This is a genomic window from Bradyrhizobium sp. NBAIM08, assembly GCF_020193935.1.
In the GTDB taxonomy this organism is placed as follows: Bacteria; Pseudomonadota; Alphaproteobacteria; order Rhizobiales; family Xanthobacteraceae; genus Bradyrhizobium; species Bradyrhizobium yuanmingense.
This window is the reverse complement of sequence record NZ_JADYVR010000009.1, coordinates 14,851-36,659: the sequence shown is the minus strand read 5'-3', so window position 1 is coordinate 36,659 and position 21,809 is coordinate 14,851. Positions and strand designations below refer to the sequence as shown.

The window sequence follows — 21,809 nt, the reverse complement described above, 5'->3', positions numbered from 1 at the left end:
AAATCATCGCGCTACCATCTGATATTCTTGGCCCAAAAGCCAGTTCGCGAAGCCCCCTTTGTCATTCCGGGGCGCGCGCAGCGCGAGGCCGGGATCCATCTAGCCGCGGCGCAAGTGGCGCGATGGATTCCGGGCTCGACGCGCCGGGTCTCGCTTCGCTCGATCCCGCCGCGTCGCCCCGGAATGACGAGCTGGGGAGATGGCGGACCGGCACACACGGTGTTATCTACCCTCAAATGGCATCTTTTCTGAGTACTTTCATCCTGCCGGCCGCAGCCGGCGCCGTGGCGCTGGTGCTGCTGCTCGGGCTCATCAACATGATGCGCGGCGGCTCGCCCAACACCTCGCAGAAGCTGATGCGTTGGCGCGTGCTGCTTCAGTTCGTGGCGATCATCGTCGCGATGCTCGCGGTCTGGGCGATGGGACGCTGATCATGGTGGTGCTGAACCGCATCTACACGAAGACCGGTGACGACGGCACGACGGCGCTGGGAACCGGCGAGCGGCGGCCGAAATACGATCTGCGCATCGAGGCCTATGGCACGGTCGACGAGACCAATGCCGCGATCGGCCTGGTCAGGCTCCACACCGCGGAGATGCCCGAGCTCGATGCGATGCTCGGCCGCATCCAGAACGATCTGTTCGATCTTGGTGCCGATCTCGCCGTGCCGGAGCGGGAAGGCAAGGACAAGGGCAAGGCCGAGCGGCTGCGGGTGGTGGCGAGCCAGGTCGAGCGACTCGAGCACGACATCGACGCGCTCAACGACAAGCTCGCGCCGCTGACCTCCTTCGTGCTTCCCGGCGGCACGCCGGCCGCGGCCCATCTGCATGTGGCGCGCACGATATGCCGCAGGGCGGAACGCGTGATCGTGGAACTGGCGGCCCAGCCGGGCGAGCCGGTCAGCGCGGCTGGCATCCAATATATGAATCGCCTGTCCGACTTTCTCTTCGTGGCCAGCCGGGTCGTGAACGGCAATGGCGCCGGCGACGTGCTCTGGGTTCCCGGCCAGAACCGCTGACCCATCGCGCTCCCGCATTTCAGAAGGCCAAAATTAGACCCGTTCGCGCGTTGACCGGGGCAGATCGGGCCTTTAGGTTCCGCGCCAGTTGATAACCCCCCTCCCAAATTGAGTGAAAGAGGATCGATGAAGGTCTTAGTGCCGGTAAAGCGGGTGGTCGATTACAACGTCAAGGTCCGCGTCAAGGGCGATGGATCGGGCGTTGAACTCGCCAACGTCAAGATGTCCATGAACCCCTTCGACGAAATCGCTGTCGAGGAAGCGCTGCGCCTGAAGGAAGCCGGCAAGGCCACCGAGGTCGTGGTGGTCTCGATTGGACCTGCGCAGGCGTCCGAAACGATCCGCACCGGTCTTGCCATGGGCGCCGATCGCGGCATCCTGGTGAAGGCGGACGGCACCGTCGAGCCGCTCGCCGTCGCCAAGATCCTGAAGAAGGTTGCGGACGAAGAGCAGCCGGGCCTGATCATTCTCGGCAAGCAGGCGATCGACGATGACTCGAACCAGACCGGCCAGATGCTGGCCGCGCTGCTCGGCTGGTCGCAGGCGACCTTCGCCTCCAAGCTCGAGGTCGAAGGTACCGACTTCAAGGTGACGCGTGAAGTCGATGGCGGTCTGCAGACCGTGAAGCTGAAGGGACCGGCGATCATCACCACCGATCTCCGCCTCAACGAGCCGCGCTACGCCTCGCTGCCCAACATCATGAAGGCGAAGAAGAAGCCGATCGCGGAGAAGACGGTCGCCGATTACGGCGTCGACATCGCCGCGCGCCTCGAAGTTCTGAAGACGGCTGAGCCCGCGGGCCGCAAGGCCGGCGTCAAGGTCAAGGACGTCGCCGAGCTGGTGTCGAAACTCAAGAACGAAGCCGGGGTGCTCTGATGACGACGCTTCTGATTGCCGAACACGACAATGCGTCGCTCAAGGACGCCACCAACAAGGCCCTGACCGCAGCTGCCGCGCTTGGCGCGGATGTCGAGGTGCTGGTCGCCGGCCAGAACGCCAAGGCCGCGGCGGATGCCGCTGCCAAGCTCGCTGGCGTGAAGAAGGTGCTGCTCGCCGATGGCGACCTCTACGCGCACGATCTCGCTGAGCCGCTGGCTGCGCTGGTGGTGTCGCTGGCGTCCGGCTATGACGCCATTGTCGCGCCGGCGACCTCGCGCTTCAAGAACGTGATGCCCCGCATCGCCGCTCTGCTCGACGTCATGCAGGTCTCGGAGATCACCAGGGTGGTCGCGCCCGATACCTATGAGCGCCCGATCTACGCCGGCAACGCCATCCAGACGGTGAAGTCGAAGGACGCCAAGAAGGTCATCACGGTCCGCACCTCGACCTTCGCCGCAGCAGGCGAGGGCGGCAGCGCCCCGGTCGAGACCGTGGCGGCGGCGGCCGATCCGGGCCTGTCGACTTTCGTCGGTGAGGAAGTCGCCAAGAGCGATCGCCCCGAGCTGACCTCGGCCAAGATCATCGTCTCCGGTGGCCGCGCCATGCAGAGCCGCGAGAACTTCGCCAAGTACATCGAGCCGCTCGCGGACAAGCTTGGGGCCGGTGTCGGTGCCTCGCGCGCCGCGGTCGATGCCGGCTATGCGCCGAACGACTGGCAGGTCGGCCAGACCGGCAAGGTGGTGGCCCCCGAGCTCTATGTCGCGGTCGGCATTTCCGGCGCCATCCAGCATCTGGCCGGCATGAAGGACTCCAAGGTGATCGTTGCGATCAACAAGGACGAGGACGCGCCGATCTTCCAGGTCGCCGATTACGGCCTGGTGGCCGATCTCTACCAGGCGGTTCCGGAGCTGACGGCCGAACTCGGCAAGCTCGGCAAGTAAAAGGCATCGAAAACACCGGCCGGAGGTATAAACTCCGGCCGGTGCTGCGTTCCTGAGGCGTTTTCTTTGGCGTGGGCGCGCCTTGGAGACGATCCAATCTAGGTTTCGAGCCAAGGTTCTGATTAAATCGGACCTCCCGGCTCGAGGGGAAAGGCAGGGCGCGCCCCCCGCGCGCCGTTCCGGTGGATGACAATATGGCGGCAGTGATCAAGAAGGTCGGCGTGATCGGCGCGGGTCAGATGGGCAATGGCATCGCGCATGTCGCGGCGCTCGCTGGCTTCGACGTGGTGCTCAACGACGTTTCGGCCGACCGCCTCAAGTCGGGCATGGCCACCATCAACGGCAATCTGGCGCGTCAGGTCTCCAAGAAGGCCGTCACCGAGGACGACAGGGCCAAGGCGATTGCGCGTATCAAGCTAGCCGAGAAGCTGGACGATCTCGCCGATTGCGACCTCGTCATCGAGACCGCGGTCGAGAAGGAAGAGGTCAAGCGCAAGATCTTCCACGAGCTCTGCGCCGTATTGAAGCCGGAGGCGATCGTCGCCTCCGATACGTCCTCGATCTCGATCACGCGCCTCGCCGCCGCCACCGACCGCCCGGAGCGCTTCATCGGCATTCACTTCATGAATCCAGTGCCGTTGATGGAACTGGTCGAGCTGATCCGCGGCATCGCCACCGACGACGCCACCTTCGAGACCGCCAAGGACTTCGTCGGCAAGCTCGGCAAGCAGGTCGCGGTCTCCGAGGATTTCCCGGCCTTCATCGTCAACCGCATCCTGCTGCCGATGATCAACGAGGCGATCTACACGCTGTATGAAGGCGTCGGCAACGTCGAGGCGATCGACGCGGCGATGAAACTGGGCGCCCACCATCCCATGGGTCCGCTTGAGCTTGCCGATTTCATCGGGCTCGACACCTGCCTCTCCATCATGCAGGTGCTGCACGAGGGGCTAGCCGACTCCAAGTACCGCCCGTGCCCGCTGCTGGTCAAATACGTCGAGGCCGGCTGGCTCGGCCGCAAGACCCAGCGCGGCTTCTACGACTACCGCGGCGCCAAGCCGGTGCCGACGCGGTAAGGTGGTCTTGTGCCCCGGACGCAGCGCGGAGCGCTGCAGAGCCGAGGCCCAGGAGCCGCGCGCTGAAGGCTAGGTCCCGGCTCTGCGGTGCGTCACTTGCGTGCCGCCCCTTGTCCGGGACACGATTGCCCGTACTGCTCCATGACAATTCATGTCGCGTTAACCTCTCGCGCCTAGGTTACGGCCGGTAAGAGGGTTCGCGTAATGGACATGATGGCAATGGTCAGCAGCATGCTGGCCGCGCAGCAAGGCGCGCTGCAGTCGAATATCGCGGCGACGCTGACCAAGCAGAACGCGGATATGGAGAAATCCACCGTCCTGACGCTGCTCGGCACCGGCCAGCCCTCGCTCGCCAATGTCGCCCCCGGCGTCGGCGGCAATCTCAATGTGACGGCCTAAACCCTTAAAGCGCCGCGGCGGCCTTGCCGGTTGCCGCGCGGATCAGCTTGAGCGCGTCCTCACTCGCCCATTCCGCCGGCCCCGCGATCGTCGCGATTTCACACCCCTGCGGGTCGACCAGCACGGAGGTGGGCATGCCCAGTGCCCGTCCCACGGCCTTAAGATCCTGGAACACCTTGGCTTTCTGGTCGCTGAAATAGGCGAGCCGGGTCAGGTTGGCCTCTTTCAGGAAGGTTTTCGGCTTCTCCAGGTCGCGGGTGTCGATGTTGATCGCCACCACCTCGAAATTCGGGCCCGATAGCTTGCCCTGGAGCTCGTCCAGCGCCGGCATCTCCTTGCGGCAGGGCACGCACCAGGTGGCCCAGAGATTCACCAGCAGGGTCTTGCCGCGGAAGTCGGACAGCTTCTTCGGCTTGCCCTCGGCATCCTCGAAGGTGAGGTCGGGCAGCTTCAGCGGGGCGCTCGCCATGGTCAGCGCCGCCACCTCGCCATGGGCGAGCGGGGCGATCTTCTGCGCCGTCGCCACCGCCGCCTTGCAGGTCGGATCGCCCAAGGGCGCCCGGCTCGGGCCGAGCCCGTACAGCGCGGCGAAGCCGGCCAGCCCGACGATCGCCACGGCGGCGATGACGAAGGGGATGCGGCGCGTGGCGGAGGGCTTCTGGTCGAGCATATCGTTTGTCATCCGGTCGCAGATATGGCTATCAGGGGCCTCTTAATACGGCTGGCCGCGGCCAGCAAACGTGCGGCAAATCAGGCGTGAGCAGGGGATCATGAGCAACAAGATGTGGGGCGGCCGGTTCTCGGAACGCCCCGACGAGATCATGGAAGAGATCAACGTCTCCATCGACGTCGATCGTCACCTCTTCGCCCAGGACATTGCCGCGTCCAAGGCCCACGCCGCGATGTTGGCCAATCAGGGCATCATCACGGCTTCTGATGCGAAAAATATCGGCAAGGGTCTAGACACAATCCTGTCAGAGATCGGCAAGGGCGGCTTCGAATTCAAGCGCGCGCTCGAGGACATCCATATGAATGTCGAGAGCCGCCTGTCGGAGCTGATCGGCCCGGCCGCCGGAAGGCTGCACACCGCGCGTTCGCGCAACGACCAGGTCGCGACTGACTTCCGCTTGTTCGTCCGCGACGTCATCGACGAGACCGATGCCGCGCTCGCCGCGTTCCAGCAGGCCTTGGTGGACCGCGCGCTGGAGCACGCCGCAACCGTGATGCCCGGCTTCACGCATCTGCAAACGGCGCAGCCCGTCACGTTCGGCCATCACCTGCTGGCTTATGTCGAGATGGCGGCGCGCGACCGCGGCCGCTTCCAGGACGCCCGCAAGCGCCTGAACGAATCGCCGCTGGGCGCGGCTGCGCTCGCCGGCACCTCGTTCCCGATCGACCGCCATGCCACCGCGAAGGCGCTCCTGTTCGACCGCCCGATGGCGAACTCGCTCGATGCCGTCTCCGACCGCGACTTCGTGCTGGAGACGCTGTCGGCCGCCGCGATCTGCGCCGTGCACATGTCGCGCTTTGCCGAGGAGATCGTGATCTGGACCTCGCCGCTGGTCGGCATGATCCGGCTCAGCGACAAGTTCACCACGGGATCCTCGATCATGCCGCAGAAGCGCAACCCGGATGCCGCCGAGCTGGTGCGCGCCAAGACCGGCCGCGTCATCGGCGCGCTCAACGGCCTCCTGATCGTCATGAAGGGCCTGCCGCTCGCCTATCAAAAGGACATGCAGGAGGACAAGCAGGGCGCCATGGAGGGTTTTGCCGCGCTGTCGCTGGCAATCCGCGCCATGACCGGCATGGTCCGTGATCTCGTTCCGGACGAACCCAAGATGAAGGCGGCCGCGGGCGAGGGCTATGCCACGGCGACCGACCTCGCCGACTGGCTGGTGCGGACGCTGAGGATGCCGTTCCGCGAGGCGCACCACGTCACGGGCCGCATCGTCGCCAAGGCCGCCGAGGGAGGCGTTGCACTGCACGAGCTGCCGCTGAAGGAGATGCAGGCGATCGAGCCCAAAATCACCAAGGACGTGCTCGGCGTGCTGTCGGTCGAATCGTCGGTGAAGAGCCGCACCAGCTTTGGTGGCACCGCGCCGAAGAACGTGGCGTCCCAGGCCAAGGCCTGGGCCAAGCGGCTGGAAAAAGAGCGAAAATTGGGCTGAGGGCAAAATTTCGCTTATGTTTCATGGTCATCCGGCTCTCGCCAGAACGCGCCAATCTCTGTATGGTGCGCCGCGCGTAGTGGGGATTTTCGTCGTGACGTCAAAGTTTCGCCCGGCCGGCTCGGGGTGGGCCATCATTGTCTTGAGCCTGACGGCGCTCGCGCTTGCAGGTTGCGGCCGCAAGGGCCCGCTGGATCTGCCGCCGACCGCCTCCAACGCCCCCGCAGCCACCGGCGCCGCACCCGTCGAGCCCGAGACCGCGGCCCAGAAGGCGCCGAGCCTGTTCGAACCCACGGCCAGCGCGGATGCTGCGCCCGCGGCGGCCAAGGGCCGGAAGAAATCGTTTATTCTCGACCCGCTCCTGGACGAACCTCCCGGCAAGAAATAAGCCGGGACAACCGAGCCTGCGCCATGAACCATTTCGACTATCGCAACGGCGTGCTGCACGCCGAGGCGGTGAACCTGTCCGAGCTGGCCGCCACCGTCGGCACGCCGTTCTACTGCTATTCGACCGCAACGCTGGAGCGGCATTACCGCGTCTTCACCGAGGCCTTTGCCGGCGAGAAGGTGCTGGTCTGCTACGCCATGAAGGCGAACTCCAACCAGTCGGTGCTGCGGACGCTGGCCAAGCTCGGCGCCGGCGCCGACGTGGTTTCGGGCGGCGAGCTGAAGCGCGCTTTGGCCGCCGGCATTCCCGCCAGCAAGATCGTCTTCTCCGGCGTCGGCAAGACCGAGGCAGAGCTGCGCGCGGCGCTCGCCGCCGACATCCTCTGCCTCAACGTCGAATCCGAGCCGGAACTCGAACTACTGTCGCGCCTCGCGACCGAGATGGGCAAGACCGCGCGCATCTCGCTCCGCGTCAATCCCGACGTCGATGCCGGCACGCACGCAAAGATCTCCACCGGCAAGTCCGAGAACAAGTTCGGCATCCCGATCGTGCATGCCCGCGAGGTCTATGCGCGCGCGGCGAAGCTGCCCGGAATCAAGGTGACCGGCACCGACGTGCATATCGGCAGCCAGATCACCGACCTGTCCGGCATGGAGACCGCGTTCCGCATCCTCTCCGAATTCGTGCAGACCCTTCGGGCGGACGGCCACGACATCAGCCACGTCGATTTCGGCGGCGGTCTCGGCATCCCCTATTACATGGATCGCGAGGCGCCGCCTGCGCCCGCCGCCTATGCCGCCATGGTCAGGCGCGTCAGCCACAATCTCGGCTGCACGCTGATGTTCGAGCCGGGCCGCATGATCGTCGGCAATGCCGGCATTCTGGTCGCCAAGGTGATCTATGTGAAGCACGGCGACGGCAAGAATTTCGTCATCATCGACGCGGCCATGAACGACCTGATCCGCCCGACACTGTACGAGGCGCATCACGACATCCTGGCGGTGAAGCAGCCGGCCAAGGGCGCCGCCACCATCAAGGCCGATGTCGTCGGCCCGGTCTGCGAGACCGGCGATTATCTCGCCCTCGACCGCACGCTGCCAACGCCCGCGCCCGGCGATCTCCTCGCCATCATGACCGCCGGTGCCTATGGCGCCGTGCAGGCCGGCACCTACAACACCCGGCCGCTGGTGCCCGAGGTGCTGGTGAAGGGCGACCAATACGCCGTGGTGCGCCCGCGCATCGAGGTGGAGCAGCTCATTGCTATGGACACGCCGGCGCCGTGGCTGTGAGGCCGCTACCAAAACCTGCAAAACAACCCCATGCACAGTAGACCGGGGCTTTCGCGATGATGCGTGGTCGTCGGGCAAAACCGCTTGAACTGTCGGGTAAATTTAGCACGACCGCGCTATTTCGCTGAACGTCAGTTTTTTCCGCCTACGATCACACCCGCCTTCTTCTCGATCGGCTTGATCGCCGCGGTGAAATCGGACTCGGCGCCTTCGGCGCTGATCACCGTTTCCCACAACCGTCCGACCGCGTCGGCGACCTCCATCGACAGGCCGAGCTGCTTCATCTCCTCCAGCGCCAGCCGCACGTCCTTCACCATCAATCCCGTGGCGAAGCCGAAGTCGAAGGTGCGCGGCAGCACCGCGCGCGGAAACTTGTCGCGGCTCGCGGTGTTCATGCCCGAGCCGGCATTGATGACGTCGATCATCACGGCGGGATCGAGCCCGGCCTTCACGCCCATCACCATGGCTTCCGACGTCGCTACGATCGCGGTCGCCGACAGAAAATTGTTGGCCAGCTTCATGGTCTGCGCCGCGCCCGGCTTCTCGCCGATGAAGAACACCTTTCCGATCACCTCGAGCGCGGGCTTGAGCAGCGCGAACTCGGCTTTCGGGCCTGACACCATCACGGCAAGCGTGCCCTTCTCGGCGCCGCCGACGCCGCCGGAGACGGGACAGTCGATCTGCACGATGCCGCGCTCGGCGAGCAGCCCGTGAATCTTCACAGCCATTGCCGAGCCGACGGTGGAGAGATCGACGAAGCGTTTGGCGCGCCTGCCCTCGATCACGCCGTTCGCTCCCGTTGCGACGTCGAGTGAAGCCTGCAGCGAAGGCAAACTCGCCATGACGGTCTCGGCCTGGTCAGCGACGTCCTTCGGCGACGACGCGGCAAGGGCACCGCGCGCGACCAGCTTGCCGATAACCTCCTTGCGCGTGTCGAATACGACGAGCCTGTGCCCCGCCTCGATCAGCCGCCGCGCCATCGGGAAACCCATGTTTCCGAGCCCGATGAATCCGATGTCCATGGTGTTTCCTTATCTCTTCGTCGTTGTACGTGAAGCGGCGATCGTTCTCCGCTCGTCGTCCCGGGGCATCGCGAAGCGATGAGCCCGGGACCCATAACAACAAGGAGGAATCGTCCCGCAAAGGCGCCGCTCCGAGTCGTCGTAGCAACATCGTCCTGTGGCTATGGGTCCCGGGCTCGCGCTTCGCGCGCCCCGGGACGACAGTTGAGATTGGCGCTGGGTCTCACGCCTTCCCGTCGATCTCTGCGAACACCTCGCGCGCGATGCGGAAGCTGTCGACCGCGGCGGGCATGCCGCCATAGATCGCGACCTGCATCAGGATCTCGCGGATCTCCTCGCGGGTGACGCCGTTGGTCAGCGCGCCCTTCAGGTGCGCGCGAAACTCGTGCTGACGGTTGAGGATCGCGATCATGGCGATGTTGAGCATGCTGCGGGTCTTGCGCGGCAGCTCCTCGCGGCCCCACACCGTGCCCCAGCAATATTCGTTGAGCATCTCCTGGAACGGGCGGTTGAAATCGTCGACGTTCTTCAGGGCGTTTTTGACATAGGCCTCGCCCAGCACAGCTTTGCGGACTTCCAGGCCCTTGTCGTGCATCTTCTTGTCCATGGCGTTTCCTTCGTTTCCCTCGAGATTGGCGCGCGGAAATTACGGGGTTGCACCCGGCCAGTCACGTCCTCGTGTTATGCGGGAAAAGGAGGCGCTCCCGTACGGGAACGGATGCCTCAGTGCTGCCGTTGTGATAGGCTCTGCTCTACCGGGCAACCTGGAGAGTTGATTGAACGGCGTCCCCCCCGAGCCGTCAGACCCGATCCGCAACGGCGATGCGCTGTCGCGGCTGAAGCTGGCGCAGGCCCTTGATCGGGCAACTTATGCCATCGCGTGGGAGCGTGCCTGGCCCAATGCGGCGCGCCTTCTGACCGTCGTCGGCCTGTTCCTGGTGGTGTCCTGGGCCGGCCTCTGGCTGGCGCTGCCGTTCACGGCCAGGGCCGTCGGTCTCGCCCTCTTCGCCGCGATCGCGGCGGCCGCCCTGTTCCCGCTGATTCGCTTCCGCTGGCCGAGCCGCGAAGAAGCGCTCGCCCGGCTCGACCGTGGCTCCGGCATCCGGCACCGCCCGGCCACCACGCTCACGGACACGCTGACCTCACAGGACCCGGTCGCGCAGGCGCTGTGGCAGGCGCAGCGCGAGCGGACGCTTGCCTCCATTAAGCGCATTCGCGCCGGTGTGCCGCACCCGCGACTCGCGCTTCACGACCCCTGGGCGCTCCGGGCTCTGGTCATGGTGATGCTGGTCGCGACCTTCTTTGCCGCGGGTGACGAGCGTGCGATGCGCCTTGGCGCCGCCTTCGACTGGAACGGGGTGCTGGCGCCGGCCAATGTTCGCGTCGATGCCTGGGTCACGCCGCCGCTCTACACGGGTAGGCCGCCGGTCATCCTGTCGGCCGCCAACAAGGAAGCCGCGGCGCTGCCCGCCAGCGGCCCGCTTGCCGTTCCCGCCGGCTCGACCCTGATCGTGCGCTCCTCCGGCGGCAATTTGGATGTCGCCGTCTCCGGCGGCCTCAAGGAGGTCGCCCCGGCCGAAGCCAGCCCCAAGGGGACCAACGAAAGGCATTTCGCGATTTCCGGCGACGGCACCGCGCATGTCCGGGCGCCCTCCGGCCAGCCGCAATGGGCCTTCGCCGCCACGCCGGATCGTCCGCCGACGATCGCGCTCGCGAAGGACCCGGAGCGCCAGGCGCGCGGCGCGCTCCAGCTCTCCTACAAGATCGAGGACGATTACGGCGTCACCGGCGCCGAGGCGAAATTCGCCCCGCGGCCGACCGACGCCAAAGATGGTGCCAAGGATGGCCCCAAGGATGGTCCGAAGGCCGCCGCCGGTGATGGCGACAGCACGGCGCCGCGGCCGCTGTTCCAGCCGCCGAAATTCCCGCTCGCGCTGCCGAATGCGCGCACCCGCAACGGCGTCGGGCAATCCGTGAAGGATCTCAGCGAGGATCCCTATGCCGGCGCCGAGGTCACGCTGACGCTCACGGCCAAGGACGAGGCCGGCAACGAGGCCGCCAGCGAGCCGTTCAACATGCGCCTGCCCGAGCGGCTCTTCACCAAGCCGCTGGCCCGTGCATTGATCGAGCAGCGCCGCATCCTCGCGCTCGACGCCAACAAGAATTCGGACGTCTATGCCGCGCTCGACGGGCTGATGATCGCGCCCGAGATGTTCACGCCGGAGCCGGGACAATATCTCGGACTGCACAGCGTGGCCCGGCAGCTCGAAGCGGCGCGTACCGACGATGCCTTGCGCGAGGTCGTGGCGAGCCTGTGGGCGCTTGCGGTGACGATCGAGGACGGCAAGATCTCCGACGTCGAGAAGGCGTTGCGCGCGGCTCAGGAAGCGCTGAAGCAGGCGCTGGAGCGCGGCGCGAGCGACGAGGAGATCAAGAAGCTCACGCAGGATCTGCGTCAGGCGCTGAACGATTTCATGCGTCAGCTCGCCGAGCAGTTCCGCAACAACAATGACCCGCAGCAGCTGGCGCGGCCGCTCGATCCGAACACCAAGGTCCTGCGTCAGCAGGATCTGCAGAACATGATCGATCGGATGGAGCGCCTGTCGCGCTCCGGCGACAAGGATGCGGCCAAGCAGTTGCTCGACCAGCTCCAGCAGATGCTGGAAGGCCTGCAGATGGCGCAGCCGGGGCAGTCCGGCGAGAGTGACATGGAGCAGGCGCTCAATGAGCTCGGCGACATGATCCGCAAGCAGCAGCAATTGCGCGACAAGACGTTCAAGCAGGGCCAGGATTCCCGGCGCGACCGCTCGCGCGGCAAGCAGCAGCAGGGCGATCAGTCCATGTCGGAGCTGCAGCAGGACCAGCAGGGACTGCGCGACCGCCTGAAGAAGCTGCAGGACGAGCTTGCCAAGCGCGGCCTCACTCAGAAGGGGCAGAAGGGTCAGCAGGGCCAGAAGGGCCAGAAGGGTCAGCAAGGCGAGCAGGGCCAGCCCGGCCAGAACGGCGATCAGGATGGCGACCAGGGCGATGACGGCAGCCTGGATGCAGCCGACGGTGCCATGGGCGATGCCGGATCAAAGCTCGGCGAGGGTAATGCCGACGGCGCCGTGGACTCGCAGGGCAAGGCACTCGACGCCATGCGCAAGGGTGCGCAGAAGATGGCCGAGGCGATGCAGCAGGGCGATGGCGACGGCCAGGGCGACGGCCCCGGCCAGCGTGCCGGCCGGCAGCAGAGCGGCGGCAACCAGACCGATCCGCTCGGCCGGCCGCTGCATGGGCGCGAATATGGCGACGATTATACAGTCAAGATTCCCGGCGAGATCGACACGCAGCGTGTCCGCCGCATTCTCGAAGAGCTCCGCCGCCGTCTCGGCGATCCTTCGCGGCCGCAGATCGAGCTCGACTATCTCGAGCGGCTGCTGAAGGAGTTTTAACTCCACACTCGGTGTCATCGCCCGGCTTGGCCGGGCGATCCAGTACGCCGAGACCGCAGTGATTGAATCGAGAAGCAGCGGCGTACTGGATGCCCCGCCCCCCGTGCGCAATTGCGCACTAGGCGGGGCATGACAGCGGCATGTGTGGCGAATGCCGACGCTAGCCCTTCTTCGCCGCCAGCGCGTCGGCGACCGCCGTGCGGATATCGGCGACCGAGAACGGCTTGGTCACGACGTCATGCACCAGCGCGTTCAGGTTCGAGGCGCGCTCGCGCTGGTCGGCGAAGCCGGTCATCAGCAGGATGGTCAGGTCGGGAAAATCGCGCGCCGCGGAGAGCGCCAGCGCGATGCCGTCCATCACCGGCATCTGGATGTCGGTGAGCAACAGGTCGAAGGCGCCATCCTCGCGGGTCAGGATCTCCAGCGCCTCTGCGCCGTCCTGGGCGGTGACGGTCTCGTGGCCGTCCATGGCAATGGCGCGCGCCACCAGCGCGCGCATCGAATCCTCGTCGTCGGCGATCAAGATCTTCGGCATGAGACGAACCTTGGTATCAACCTCCCCTGGGGGGCGATTATACGCTGCCGCCGGCAATGTCGCGCCGGTTGAAGAAACGAACGTCGATGTTGCGGCCTTCCGGCGGCGGTGAGGCCAGGCGCGAGCGGAAGAAGGCGCGCTCACCTGGCCGCAGCACGGTCTGCTCCAGCACCGCATTCCAGGCATAGATCTCCGCGCCCTGGGCGTCGCGCACGGCAAAACGCAGCCGCGGAATGTCGAGCGGCTTCTTGCCCTCGCCGACGATGACGCCCTCGATCACCAACACCTGTTTACCGTCCACGGTCTCGCTGGAGAGCTTGACGTCCTTGAAGGCGAGACCCCGCAAGTTCACCTCGAGCCCGACCATCTTGTAGAACGCTGCCGTCTGCGGCAGCAGCCGCACCACGTCGCCGCGCCAGAGCACCAGTGCCAGCACCAGCGCGCCCATCGCGGCGCAGGCGGTCGGCAGGCCAAGATAGGATTTGCGCGGAGCTGTGGTGGCGACCGGGCGGCTCACCCGCGCGCCGCGGCGGGGGAACAGGCTGCGGAACCAGGACTGGTGTTGCGCGCCGACGGCCTCCTCTTCGGCCTGCCGGGCCGCTGCCGACCATTCGTCCTCAGTCTCGCGGGTCTCCTCATCCGGCCAGTCGCTGGCGATCGAGGGACTATCGACGACCGGCGTATCAGTGGCGCCGTCGTCCTTGGCATAGGAGTTCCATTGTTCGGCGAGGTCGGACTGGTCGTCGGCTCGGCTGGCCGCGGCCATGGCCGGAACGGACGCCTCCTCGATAGCATCCTCGGCGTGGGCGATCCAGGTCTCCTTGCAGCGGGAGCAGCGGACCGCCCGCCCGTTCGCCCCAAGGCTCGCGAGCTTGATGGCGTAGGATGTCATACAATGGGGGCAGACGATATGCATGGACGAGCCTTGATGCATGAACGAAGGTCTTGACGATGCCACGGTCGCGGAGACCGGGCGCCCCTTATGCTACTGGGCGACCGTTAACGAACCGGAAACCATAACGGCGGCAAAACCCGTTGATCGCGTATGGCGGAGCGCCGCAAGGCGGCCCGCGCCTCCTCTCGAACGGAGCTGAGCTTGGTTCGGTTCGAAAATGTCGGATTGCGTTACGGTCTGGGGCCGGAGATTTTGCGCGACCTCACCTTCCAGATCCCCGCGCATTCCTTCCAGTTTCTCACCGGACCGTCCGGCGCCGGCAAGACGTCGCTGCTGCGCCTGTTGTTCCTGTCGCATCGACCGACGCGGGGCCTCGTCAATCTGTTCGGCCACGACATCTCGCAGCTCGGCAAGGACGAGATCGCAGACCTGCGCAAGCGCATCGGCATCGTACTCCAGGATTTTCGCCTGCTCGATCACATGACGACCTATGAGAACGTCGCGCTGCCATTCCGCGTCATGGGCCGCAGCGAGTCGAGCTACCGCAAGGAGGTGATCGATCTGTTGCGCTGGGTCGGCCTCGGCGACCGCATGGACGCGCTGCCGCCGATCCTGTCGGGCGGCGAGAAGCAGCGCGCCGCGATCGCGCGCGCCGTGATCTCGCGGCCGCAGCTGCTGCTCGCGGACGAGCCGACCGGCAGCGTCGATCCGACGCTCGGCCGTCGGCTGCTGCGGTTGTTCATCGAGCTCAACAAATCAGGCACCGCCGTCATCATCGCGACCCACGACATCGGCCTGATGGACCAGTACGAGGCGCGGCGCCTGGTGCTGCACCAGGGACGGCTGCACGTCTATGAGTAGGCTGGACGAGCGCGGCGTGCTGGTCGATCTCGGGCAGGAGCGTCCGCAGCTTCCGGCCAAGGCGCGCAACATGTCGCCGATCGTGCCGCGCGCCTCGATCCACGGCAGAGCGCTGCTCGCGGTGGTCGCCATCATGACGTTCCTCGCCTCGATGGCCACGGGCACGGTGCTGCTGGTGAGTGCCTCCGCCGCCGAATGGCAGTCGGATGTCGCGAGCGAAATCACCATCCAGATTCGTCCGCAGGCCGGCCGCGATCTCGATCGCGACACCGCCGCCGTGGCGGAAGCGATGCGCACGCAAGCCGGCATCGTCGAGGTCAAGCCGTTCACCAGGGACGAGAGCGGCAAGCTGCTCGAGCCCTGGCTCGGCACCGGCCTGTCGATGGACGATCTGCCGGTGCCGCGCATGATCATCGCGCGCGTGCAGCCGGGCACGCCGCTCGATCTCGGCGCCTTGCGCGCGCGCGTGGCGCAGGTCGCCCCTAGCGCCAGCGTCGACGATCACCGCGCCTGGATCGAGCGCATGCGCCTGATGACGAACGCCACCGTGCTGGCCGGCCTCGGCATCCTCGCGCTCGTCATCGTCGCAACCATCATCTCGGTGTCGTTCGCGACGCGCGGCGCAATGGCGGCGAACCGTCCGATCGTCGAGGTGCTGCATTTCGTTGGCGCCGGCGACCGCTACATCGCCAACCACTTCCTGCGTCATTTCCTCAGGCTGGGCCTGGAGGGCGGCGTGATCGGCGGCGGTGCCGCCATGCTGATGTTCGGCTTCTCCGAGTCCATCGCAGGCTGGTTTTCCGGGACTCCCGTCGGCGACCAGTTCGCCGCGCTGCTCGGCACCTTCTCGCTGCGCCCTTCCGGCTACATCGTGCTCGCGGTTCAGGCCGTCCTGATCGGCGCCATTACCGCAGTCGCCTCGCGCCAAACGCTGTTCGCGACATTGAATGATGTTGATTGAGTTTCTTTTCTTCCCTTCTCCCCTTGTGGGAGAAGGTGGCGCGAAGCGCCGGAGGAGGGGTTCTGTCCACGCGTACAGATGTCGAGGTGAATGCGCGGAGAGAACCCCTCACCCGTCTCGCCGCTTTCGCCATAGCCGATGCAAAGCATCGGCATTCTTAAGAACGGCGGCCGGCGGCCGCCTATGCGACCCTCTCCCACAAGGGGAGAGGGTGAAGAAACCGGACTCCACTTCGCCTCAAAACGTCATAAAATCAGATCGGGAAGGGATCACCGACATCGCATGAGCTCGCCGACCGACGATCGATCGCCGAAACTGCCGCGCGGCTGGCTGCGCGCGGCAATCGTGTCGACGATCGCGCTCGCCTTCGTCGGCGCGGCGGCGGGCTTCATTGCGTTCCTGGCGCAATTGCGCGGGGCCGAGAAAGTACCCGATCGCAAGGCGGACGGCATCGTGGTCCTGACCGGCGGCTCCTCGCGGGTATCGGACGCGATGGAGCTGCTGGCTGCCGGCTACGGCAGGCGGCTCCTGATTTCCGGCGTGCATCCGACCTCGACGGCGAACGACATCTCCCGCACCTTGCCGGAGAATCAGTCCTTCATGACCTGCTGCGTCGACCTCGACCGCACCGCGCTCTCGACCCGCGGCAACGCCGCGGAGGCGCGGCGCTGGGCCGAGGGGCGCCGGTTTACGTCTCTGATCGTGGTTACCTCGAACTATCACATGCCGCGCGCGCTGGTGGAATTCTCGCATGCGATGCCGCGGACGACGCTGATCCCGTTCGCGGTGGTCGGCGAAAAATGGCGCGAGGAGCCGTGGTGGATCTCAGGCTCGACGCTGCGGCTGCTCCTGTCCGAATACGTCAAGTACCTTGCGGCCGAGCTCAGGGTGCGGCTGGAGGATTTCGGGATTGACCTTTGGCCTGAGATGTCGGAGCAGCCTGCAGGTCAGCAACCGAAGCGGCCCGCCACCGCGCAGGCCAATTGATCGGACCATCGATGTTCCTGATTTTCCTGCGATCGCTCGTATTCAACGTGCTGTTCTACGCCGTGCTGGTCTGTCTGGCGATCGTTGCGCTGCCGACCTTTGCACTGCCGCCGCGCGCCATGCTGACGGTGGCGCAATGGTGGGCCAACGCCACGCTGGTCCTGATGCGCCTGGTCTGCAACATCAAGGTGGAATTCCGCGGGGTGGAGAAGATCCCGACAGGACCGCTGCTGATCGTGGCCAAGCATCAGTCGTTCTGGGAGACCTTCGTGCTGCCGGGTTTCTTCAACCGGCCGATCTTCATCCTCAAGCGCCAGCTGATGCAGATCCCGGTGTTCGGCCAGTTCCTGGTCAAGACCGGGATGATCGCGATCGACCGCAATGCCGGCGTGAAGGCGCTGCTCGAGATGACGCGGCGCGCGCGCGAGGCGGTGCGCAGTGGAAAGCAGCTCGTGATCTTTCCGGAAGGCACGCGCCGTGCGCCGGGCGCGCCGCCCGATTACAAGACCGGCTTTGCGCAGATCTATTCCTCCTGCGGCGTGCCGTGCCTGCCGATCGCGCTCAATTCCGGCCTGTTCTGGCCGCGCCGCACCTTCATGCGCTATCCGGGCACGCTGGTGGTCGAGTTTCTCGAACCGTTGCCGCCGGGCCTGCCGAAGGACGAGTTTCTCGCACGCGTGCAAGCGGCGATCGAGGACGCGACCGCCCGGCTCGTCGAAGCAGGACGGAAGGAGCAGGAGCAGTTGATCGGCTCGGCGCCGAGCTACGCGCCGACCGGCTAAAGCGCGATGAGATTGGGATGAATCTTCATCGCGCTTTAGGTTGTTGTTTACGCATGATCTTTCCGGAAAACCGCTTCGCACTTTTCCGGGTCATGCTTTAGCGGCTTTCCCGATCCTGGTCCCGAGCCGCCGCGTGCAGGGAATGCGCATCACCGTGCAGCATCAATGCAAGCTGATGCAGCTGCGTGTCGCGAAAGCCTTCGGCCTCGATCGCCTTCACCGTCGCGGTGACGTAGTCGCGGTTGGCGCCGGACTGGCCGTGGCCCTGGACGACATGGCGGTGCTGCTCGGCCAGCGAGAGGCGGCCGGCATATTGCACATGACCGCGGTCGACGACGTAAGCGAGAGCGGCGACGCGCTGGCGTGCATCGTTCTCCAGCCACACCGAGCGCATCACCTCGCGATAGACCGAGGTGACCTGCTCGCGTGCGCGCAAATATGCGACCACTTCGGCACGGTTCTTCTCGGCGACGCGGAAGGCGATGCCGCGGCAGGCGCCGCCGCGGTCGAGTCCGAGCACCAAGCCCGGCTTCTCCGGCGTGCCGCGATGCACGAAGGAATAGACGCAGAGCGCGCGATGCTCGCCGACCAGCCGCGCCGGGACGCGCTCCTCGAAATCGAAGCCCGGCCGCCACATCAGCGAGCCGTAGCCGAACACCCAGAGGTCGCCCTTGGCTGTGGTGACGGAGGGGAGGGTGATTTCGGACATTTCGGGGACGGCTACCAGAACCCTGCGCCCAAGCGAAGCGATTTCTGCGCCTTTCGTCGCAGGCCCGCCCCGCTTACATTTGCCTGAATCTGGCGTCAAAGGGTCGCCGCATGTCCAATATGACCGTTGCCACTGGCCGCCGCTCCCGCTGGGGCCTTTTCATCGCCCCCGTTCTCGTCCTGGTCCTCGCCGTCGGCTGGACCTGCTTCTGGTTCTATGCGGCGTGGCAGGCCGAAATCGTCGCCGACGCCTGGCGGGCGCAGGAGGCCAAGGCCGGCCGCATCTATGATTGTGCCAAGCGCTCGATCGCCGGCTTCCCGTTCCGCTTCGAGGTCCAGTGCTCCGGCGCCAGCGTCGCCCTGGTCTCGCAGAACGCGAGCAAGACGCCGTTCACGGCCAAGCTCGACAACATCCTGGTCGTGGCCCAGGTCTACGACCCCAAGCGCATCATCGCCGAATTCGCAGCGCCCGCCACGCTGATCGACGGCATTACGCAAAACACCTTCACCGTGAATTGGAGCAAGGGCCGCGCCAGTGTGGCGGGTCTGCCGGCTGTGCCGGATCGCGCTTCCATCGTGTTCGACGACCCCAGCCTCAACCGTCTCGATGGCAGCGTGCAGGTGCCGCTTGCGCGCGCCAAGCAGGTTGAGCTGCACGGGCGCCTTGCCGATGGCTCGCCGGCCGATCATCCGGTGATCGAGACCGTGCTCCATGTCGCGCAGGGCAGCATCCAGGGCGTGCATCCGCTGCTCGCCGAGCCGTTCGAGGCGGACACCCGCGCCAAGATCACCGGCCTCTCCGACCTCACGCCCAAACCGTGGCCGCAGCGCTTCCGCGAGATCCAGGCCGCCGGCGGTCACATCGAGATCGTGCAGTCGCGCATTCAACAGGGCGAGATGATCGCGGTCGCGGCCGGCACGCTCGGCCTGTCGCCCAACGGCCGGCTCGACGGCGAATTGCAGATGACGGTGACCGGCCTCGAGCGCGTGATCCCGGCGCTCGGCATCGAGAAGATGCTGGAGGAGGGCGTACCGCAGGCAACGCTCGATCGCCTCGCGCCCGGCGTGAAGTCGCAGGACCTGAATAATCTGTTCGGCGCGCTCGACCGCGCCGTGCCGGGCCTCGGCAAGGTCATCAAGCAGAACGCCAATGCCGGCGTTGCCGCCGGCATCAATTCGATCGGTACCGAGAGCACGCTGGAAGGTAAGAAAGCGCGGAGCTTCCCGCTGAAATTCGTCGACGGTGCCGTGCTGCTCGGCCCGGTCAAGGTCGGCCAGATCCCGCCGCTGTATTAGGTGGCTCCCGTAGCCCGGATGGAGCGCAGCGCAATCCGGGGTTCTTGATCACAGCTGGCACTGTCCCGGATTACGCTTGCGCTCCATCCGGGCTACGCAGCATTGTCCGGGCTACAGGCTCACGGCTTCTTCAGCGCCGCATGCGGCCGGCCGAAATCGGGCGCGGCGGAATCCTGGCCGATCTCGACGATGCCGCGGCGGATGGCGCGGGTGCGGGTGAAGTGGTCGAACAGCGCCTCCCCGTCGCCGCGGCGGATCGCGCGGGTGAGTTTTGCCAGATCCTCGGTGAAGGTGCCGAGCATCTCCAGCACGGCCTCCTTGTTGGCGAGGAAGACGTCGCGCCACATCGTCGGATCGGACGCCGCGATGCGGGTGAAATCGCGAAAACCGCCGGCGGAGAATTTGATCACCTCGGATTCCGTCACCTGCGCCAATTCGTCGGCGGTGCCGACGATGGTGTAGGCGATCAGATGCGGCAGGTGGCTGGTGATCGCGAGCACGAGGTCGTGATGATCCGGCGTCATCACCTCGACCTTGGCGCCCATCGCCGCCCAGAACGCGCGCAGGTGCTCCGTCGCCGCTGCGTCGCTGCCATCAGGCGGGGTCAGGATGCACCAGCGGTTGATGAAGAGCTCGGCAAAGCCCGAATCCGGGCCGGAATGCTCGGTGCCCGCCACCGGATGCGCCGGCACGAAATGAATGCCGCCCGGCAGATGCGGGGCCATGTCGCGGACCACAGCGCCCTTGACCGAGCCGACGTCGGAGACGATCGCACCCGGCTTGAGATGCGGCGCGATCTCCTGCGCTACGGGTCCGCAGGCGCCGACGGGAATGCAGAGGATGACGAGATCGGCATCCCTCACGGCCTCCGCATTGGTCGCCACCACCTGATCGACGATGCCGAGCTCGGCGACACGCGCGCGTGTCTTCTCCGAGCGTGCGGTGGTGACGATTTCACCGGCAAGCCCCTGGAGCTTCGCAGCGCGGGCGATCGAGCCGCCGATCAGGCCGAAGCCGATCAGCGCCACGCGCTGGAAGTGCGCCTGCGCGCTCATTTGCCGCCCATGAAGTCGCGCAAGCCTTCGACGACGAGGCGGTTGGCCTCCTCAGTGCCGATGGTCATGCGCAGCGCATGCGGCAGGCCGTAGTTCTTCAAGCCGCGCAGCACGAGCCCCCGCTTGGTCAGGAACGCGTCGGCGTCATCGGCGGTCGTGCCCTTGTCCGTCGGGAAATGGATCAGCACGAAATTGGCGACGCTCGGCGTCACCTTCAGCCCGAGCTTGCCGATCTCCTCGGTGAGCCAGTTGCGCCAGGTCTCGGTGAACTGCTTCGACATCGCCTGATGCGCGGTATCCTCGATCGCGGCGACCGCGGCATACATCGCCGGCGTCGACACGTTGAAGGGACCGCGGATGCGATTGACCGCGTCGATGACGTGCTCGGGCCCGAACATCCAGCCGATGCGCAGCGCTGCAAGACCGTGGATCTTGGAGAAGGTGTGCGTCACCACCGTGTTCTCGGTGGTGGCGACGAGCTCGATCCCCATCTCATAGTCGTTGCGCGAGACGTAGTCGCAATAGGCGGCGTCCAGCACCAGCAGCACGTGCGAGGGCAGGCCGGCGCGCAGCCGCTTGACCTCGTCGAACGGAAGATAGGTGCCGGTCGGGTTGTTGGGGTTGGCGAGCCAGACCAGCTTCGTCTTCGGCGTCACGGCCTTCAGGATGGCGTCGACGTCGGCGGTGAGGTTGGTCTCCTGGGCGATGACGTTCCTGGCGCCGACCGCCATCGTCGCGATCGGGTAGACAAGGAAGCCGTGCGTGGTCGAGATCGCCTCGTCGCCCTGGCTGAGATAGGTGTGCGCGAGCAGATTGAGGATCTCGTCCGAGCCGGCGCCGCAGATGATGCGGTTGGGATCGAGGCCGAACGAGCGGCCGATCGCCTCGCGCAGCACGCGCGAGGTGCCTTCCGGGTAGTCCTCCAGATGATCTGCCACGCGCTTGAAGGCTTCGATCGCCTTGGGCGAGGGCCCGAACGGCGTCTCGTTGGCGGAGAGTTTGAACACCTTGCGGCCCGGCTCCGGCACCGGGCTCTTGCCGGGCGTGTAGGGCGCAATATCGAGAATGCCGGGATTCGGCACGGGGCGGGACATCTTGGACTCCGGATAGGCTGG

The 21,809-nt window shown here is 66.0% G+C and carries 23 protein-coding genes; 15 read left to right on the top strand and 8 right to left on the bottom strand.

Going from position 1 to position 21,809, the window contains the following annotated elements; all coding sequences use genetic code 11:
• The first annotated feature begins 236 nt into the window (after positions 1-236).
• The 6 genes from I6F37_RS27115 to I6F37_RS27090 all read left to right on the top strand — a co-directional run bounded on the left by I6F37_RS27115 (position 237) and on the right by I6F37_RS27090 (position 4,313).
• Positions 237-431 carry a twin transmembrane helix small protein gene (locus tag I6F37_RS27115; RefSeq protein ID WP_036020744.1) on the top strand — a complete coding sequence of 65 codons (195 nt, stop codon included), beginning with the start codon at positions 237-239 and terminating at the stop codon, positions 429-431.
• Between the two features lie 2 nt (positions 432-433).
• Positions 434-1,018: a cob(I)yrinic acid a,c-diamide adenosyltransferase gene (locus I6F37_RS27110; protein ID WP_225128563.1), complete on the top strand. Its 585-nt coding sequence runs from the start codon at positions 434-436 to the stop codon at positions 1,016-1,018.
• 126 nt (positions 1,019-1,144) lie between these two features.
• A complete protein-coding gene (locus I6F37_RS27105; RefSeq protein WP_109142244.1) occupies positions 1,145-1,894 on the top strand; it encodes an electron transfer flavoprotein subunit beta/FixA family protein in 750 nt (249 codons plus the stop codon).
• Positions 1,894-2,838, top strand: coding sequence for an electron transfer flavoprotein subunit alpha/FixB family protein (locus tag I6F37_RS27100; RefSeq protein ID WP_225128565.1), 945 nt, complete (start codon positions 1,894-1,896; stop codon positions 2,836-2,838). Before I6F37_RS27105 ends, I6F37_RS27100 begins: the two co-directional genes overlap by 1 nt.
• A 194-nt stretch (positions 2,839-3,032) precedes the next feature.
• Positions 3,033-3,914, top strand: coding sequence for a 3-hydroxybutyryl-CoA dehydrogenase (locus I6F37_RS27095; RefSeq protein ID WP_035996839.1), 882 nt, complete (start codon positions 3,033-3,035; stop codon positions 3,912-3,914).
• A gap of 204 nt (positions 3,915-4,118) precedes the next feature.
• On the top strand, positions 4,119-4,313 hold the full coding sequence (locus I6F37_RS27090; RefSeq protein ID WP_036020754.1) for a hypothetical protein: 195 nt from the start codon (positions 4,119-4,121) through the stop codon (positions 4,311-4,313).
• Positions 4,314-4,317: 4 nt separating this feature from the next.
• Here the strand turns inward: I6F37_RS27090 and I6F37_RS27085 are convergent, their stop codons facing one another.
• On the bottom strand, positions 4,318-4,983 hold the full coding sequence (locus I6F37_RS27085) for a TlpA disulfide reductase family protein (RefSeq protein ID WP_225113053.1): 666 nt from the start codon (positions 4,981-4,983) through the stop codon (positions 4,318-4,320).
• Positions 4,984-5,083: 100 nt separating this feature from the next.
• Here I6F37_RS27085 and argH point away from each other — a divergent pair, with 100 nt between their 5' ends.
• The 3 genes from argH to lysA all read left to right on the top strand — a co-directional run bounded on the left by argH (position 5,084) and on the right by lysA (position 8,158).
• Positions 5,084-6,481, top strand: coding sequence for an argininosuccinate lyase (gene argH, locus I6F37_RS27080; RefSeq protein WP_225142845.1), 1,398 nt, complete (start codon positions 5,084-5,086; stop codon positions 6,479-6,481).
• Between the two features lie 94 nt (positions 6,482-6,575).
• Positions 6,576-6,869 (top strand): lipoprotein, encoded by a 294-nt coding sequence (locus I6F37_RS27075; protein WP_035996882.1) that lies wholly within the window; start codon positions 6,576-6,578, stop codon positions 6,867-6,869.
• Between the two features lie 23 nt (positions 6,870-6,892).
• Positions 6,893-8,158, top strand: coding sequence for a diaminopimelate decarboxylase (gene lysA / locus I6F37_RS27070; RefSeq protein ID WP_035996848.1), 1,266 nt, complete (start codon positions 6,893-6,895; stop codon positions 8,156-8,158).
• Positions 8,159-8,289: 131 nt separating this feature from the next.
• Here lysA and I6F37_RS27065 read toward each other — a convergent pair whose 3' ends face one another.
• Positions 8,290-9,180, bottom strand: a complete 891-nt coding sequence (locus tag I6F37_RS27065) for an NAD(P)-dependent oxidoreductase (protein WP_225128568.1) — start codon at positions 9,178-9,180, stop codon at positions 8,290-8,292.
• Between the two features lie 223 nt (positions 9,181-9,403).
• The gene (locus I6F37_RS27060; protein ID WP_225128570.1) at positions 9,404-9,787 is read right to left on the bottom strand and encodes a carboxymuconolactone decarboxylase family protein; all 384 of its coding nucleotides are present in this window, start codon (positions 9,785-9,787) and stop codon (positions 9,404-9,406) included.
• A 169-nt stretch (positions 9,788-9,956) separates the two neighbouring features.
• Here I6F37_RS27060 and I6F37_RS27055 point away from each other — a divergent pair, with 169 nt between their 5' ends.
• Positions 9,957-12,614 (top strand): TIGR02302 family protein, encoded by a 2,658-nt coding sequence (locus I6F37_RS27055; RefSeq protein WP_225153190.1) that lies wholly within the window; start codon positions 9,957-9,959, stop codon positions 12,612-12,614.
• Positions 12,615-12,774: 160 nt separating this feature from the next.
• Here I6F37_RS27055 and I6F37_RS27050 read toward each other — a convergent pair whose 3' ends face one another.
• Together I6F37_RS27050 and I6F37_RS27045 are read right to left on the bottom strand one after the other, a co-directional pair.
• The gene (locus tag I6F37_RS27050; RefSeq protein ID WP_035996894.1) at positions 12,775-13,149 is read right to left on the bottom strand and encodes a response regulator; all 375 of its coding nucleotides are present in this window, start codon (positions 13,147-13,149) and stop codon (positions 12,775-12,777) included.
• A 37-nt stretch (positions 13,150-13,186) separates the two neighbouring features.
• The gene (locus I6F37_RS27045; protein ID WP_225128574.1) at positions 13,187-14,065 is read right to left on the bottom strand and encodes an MJ0042-type zinc finger domain-containing protein; all 879 of its coding nucleotides are present in this window, start codon (positions 14,063-14,065) and stop codon (positions 13,187-13,189) included.
• A 180-nt stretch (positions 14,066-14,245) separates the two neighbouring features.
• Here I6F37_RS27045 and ftsE point away from each other — a divergent pair, with 180 nt between their 5' ends.
• The 4 genes from ftsE to I6F37_RS27025 all read left to right on the top strand — a co-directional run bounded on the left by ftsE (position 14,246) and on the right by I6F37_RS27025 (position 17,635).
• Entirely contained in the window at positions 14,246-14,905 is a 660-nt protein-coding gene (gene ftsE / locus I6F37_RS27040; protein ID WP_057028593.1) for a cell division ATP-binding protein FtsE, read from the top strand.
• Positions 14,898-15,866 (top strand): ABC transporter permease, encoded by a 969-nt coding sequence (locus tag I6F37_RS27035; protein WP_035996909.1) that lies wholly within the window; start codon positions 14,898-14,900, stop codon positions 15,864-15,866. The genes ftsE and I6F37_RS27035 overlap by 8 nt, the downstream gene beginning before the upstream one ends.
• Before the next feature lie 282 nt (positions 15,867-16,148).
• Complete coding sequence (locus I6F37_RS27030; RefSeq protein ID WP_225128576.1) at positions 16,149-16,853, top strand: YdcF family protein; 705 nt, start codon at positions 16,149-16,151, stop codon at positions 16,851-16,853.
• An 11-nt stretch (positions 16,854-16,864) separates the two neighbouring features.
• Entirely contained in the window at positions 16,865-17,635 is a 771-nt protein-coding gene (locus I6F37_RS27025; RefSeq protein WP_225128577.1) for a 1-acyl-sn-glycerol-3-phosphate acyltransferase, read from the top strand.
• Between the two features lie 97 nt (positions 17,636-17,732).
• Here the strand turns inward: I6F37_RS27025 and I6F37_RS27020 are convergent, their stop codons facing one another.
• Positions 17,733-18,344 (bottom strand): gamma-glutamylcyclotransferase, encoded by a 612-nt coding sequence (locus I6F37_RS27020; RefSeq protein WP_109142250.1) that lies wholly within the window; start codon positions 18,342-18,344, stop codon positions 17,733-17,735.
• Positions 18,345-18,454: 110 nt separating this feature from the next.
• On the opposite strand from I6F37_RS27020, the gene I6F37_RS27015 reads away from it, so the two are divergent.
• Positions 18,455-19,639 carry a DUF2125 domain-containing protein gene (locus I6F37_RS27015; RefSeq protein WP_225128578.1) on the top strand — a complete coding sequence of 395 codons (1,185 nt, stop codon included), beginning with the start codon at positions 18,455-18,457 and terminating at the stop codon, positions 19,637-19,639.
• A gap of 119 nt (positions 19,640-19,758) precedes the next feature.
• Here the strand turns inward: I6F37_RS27015 and I6F37_RS27010 are convergent, their stop codons facing one another.
• Both I6F37_RS27010 and hisC read right to left on the bottom strand, forming a co-directional pair.
• Entirely contained in the window at positions 19,759-20,694 is a 936-nt protein-coding gene (locus I6F37_RS27010; RefSeq protein WP_225128579.1) for a prephenate/arogenate dehydrogenase family protein, read from the bottom strand.
• Entirely contained in the window at positions 20,691-21,788 is a 1,098-nt protein-coding gene (gene hisC / locus I6F37_RS27005; protein ID WP_225128580.1) for a histidinol-phosphate transaminase, read from the bottom strand. Before hisC ends, I6F37_RS27010 begins: the two co-directional genes overlap by 4 nt.
• Positions 21,789-21,809 lie beyond the last annotated feature (21 nt).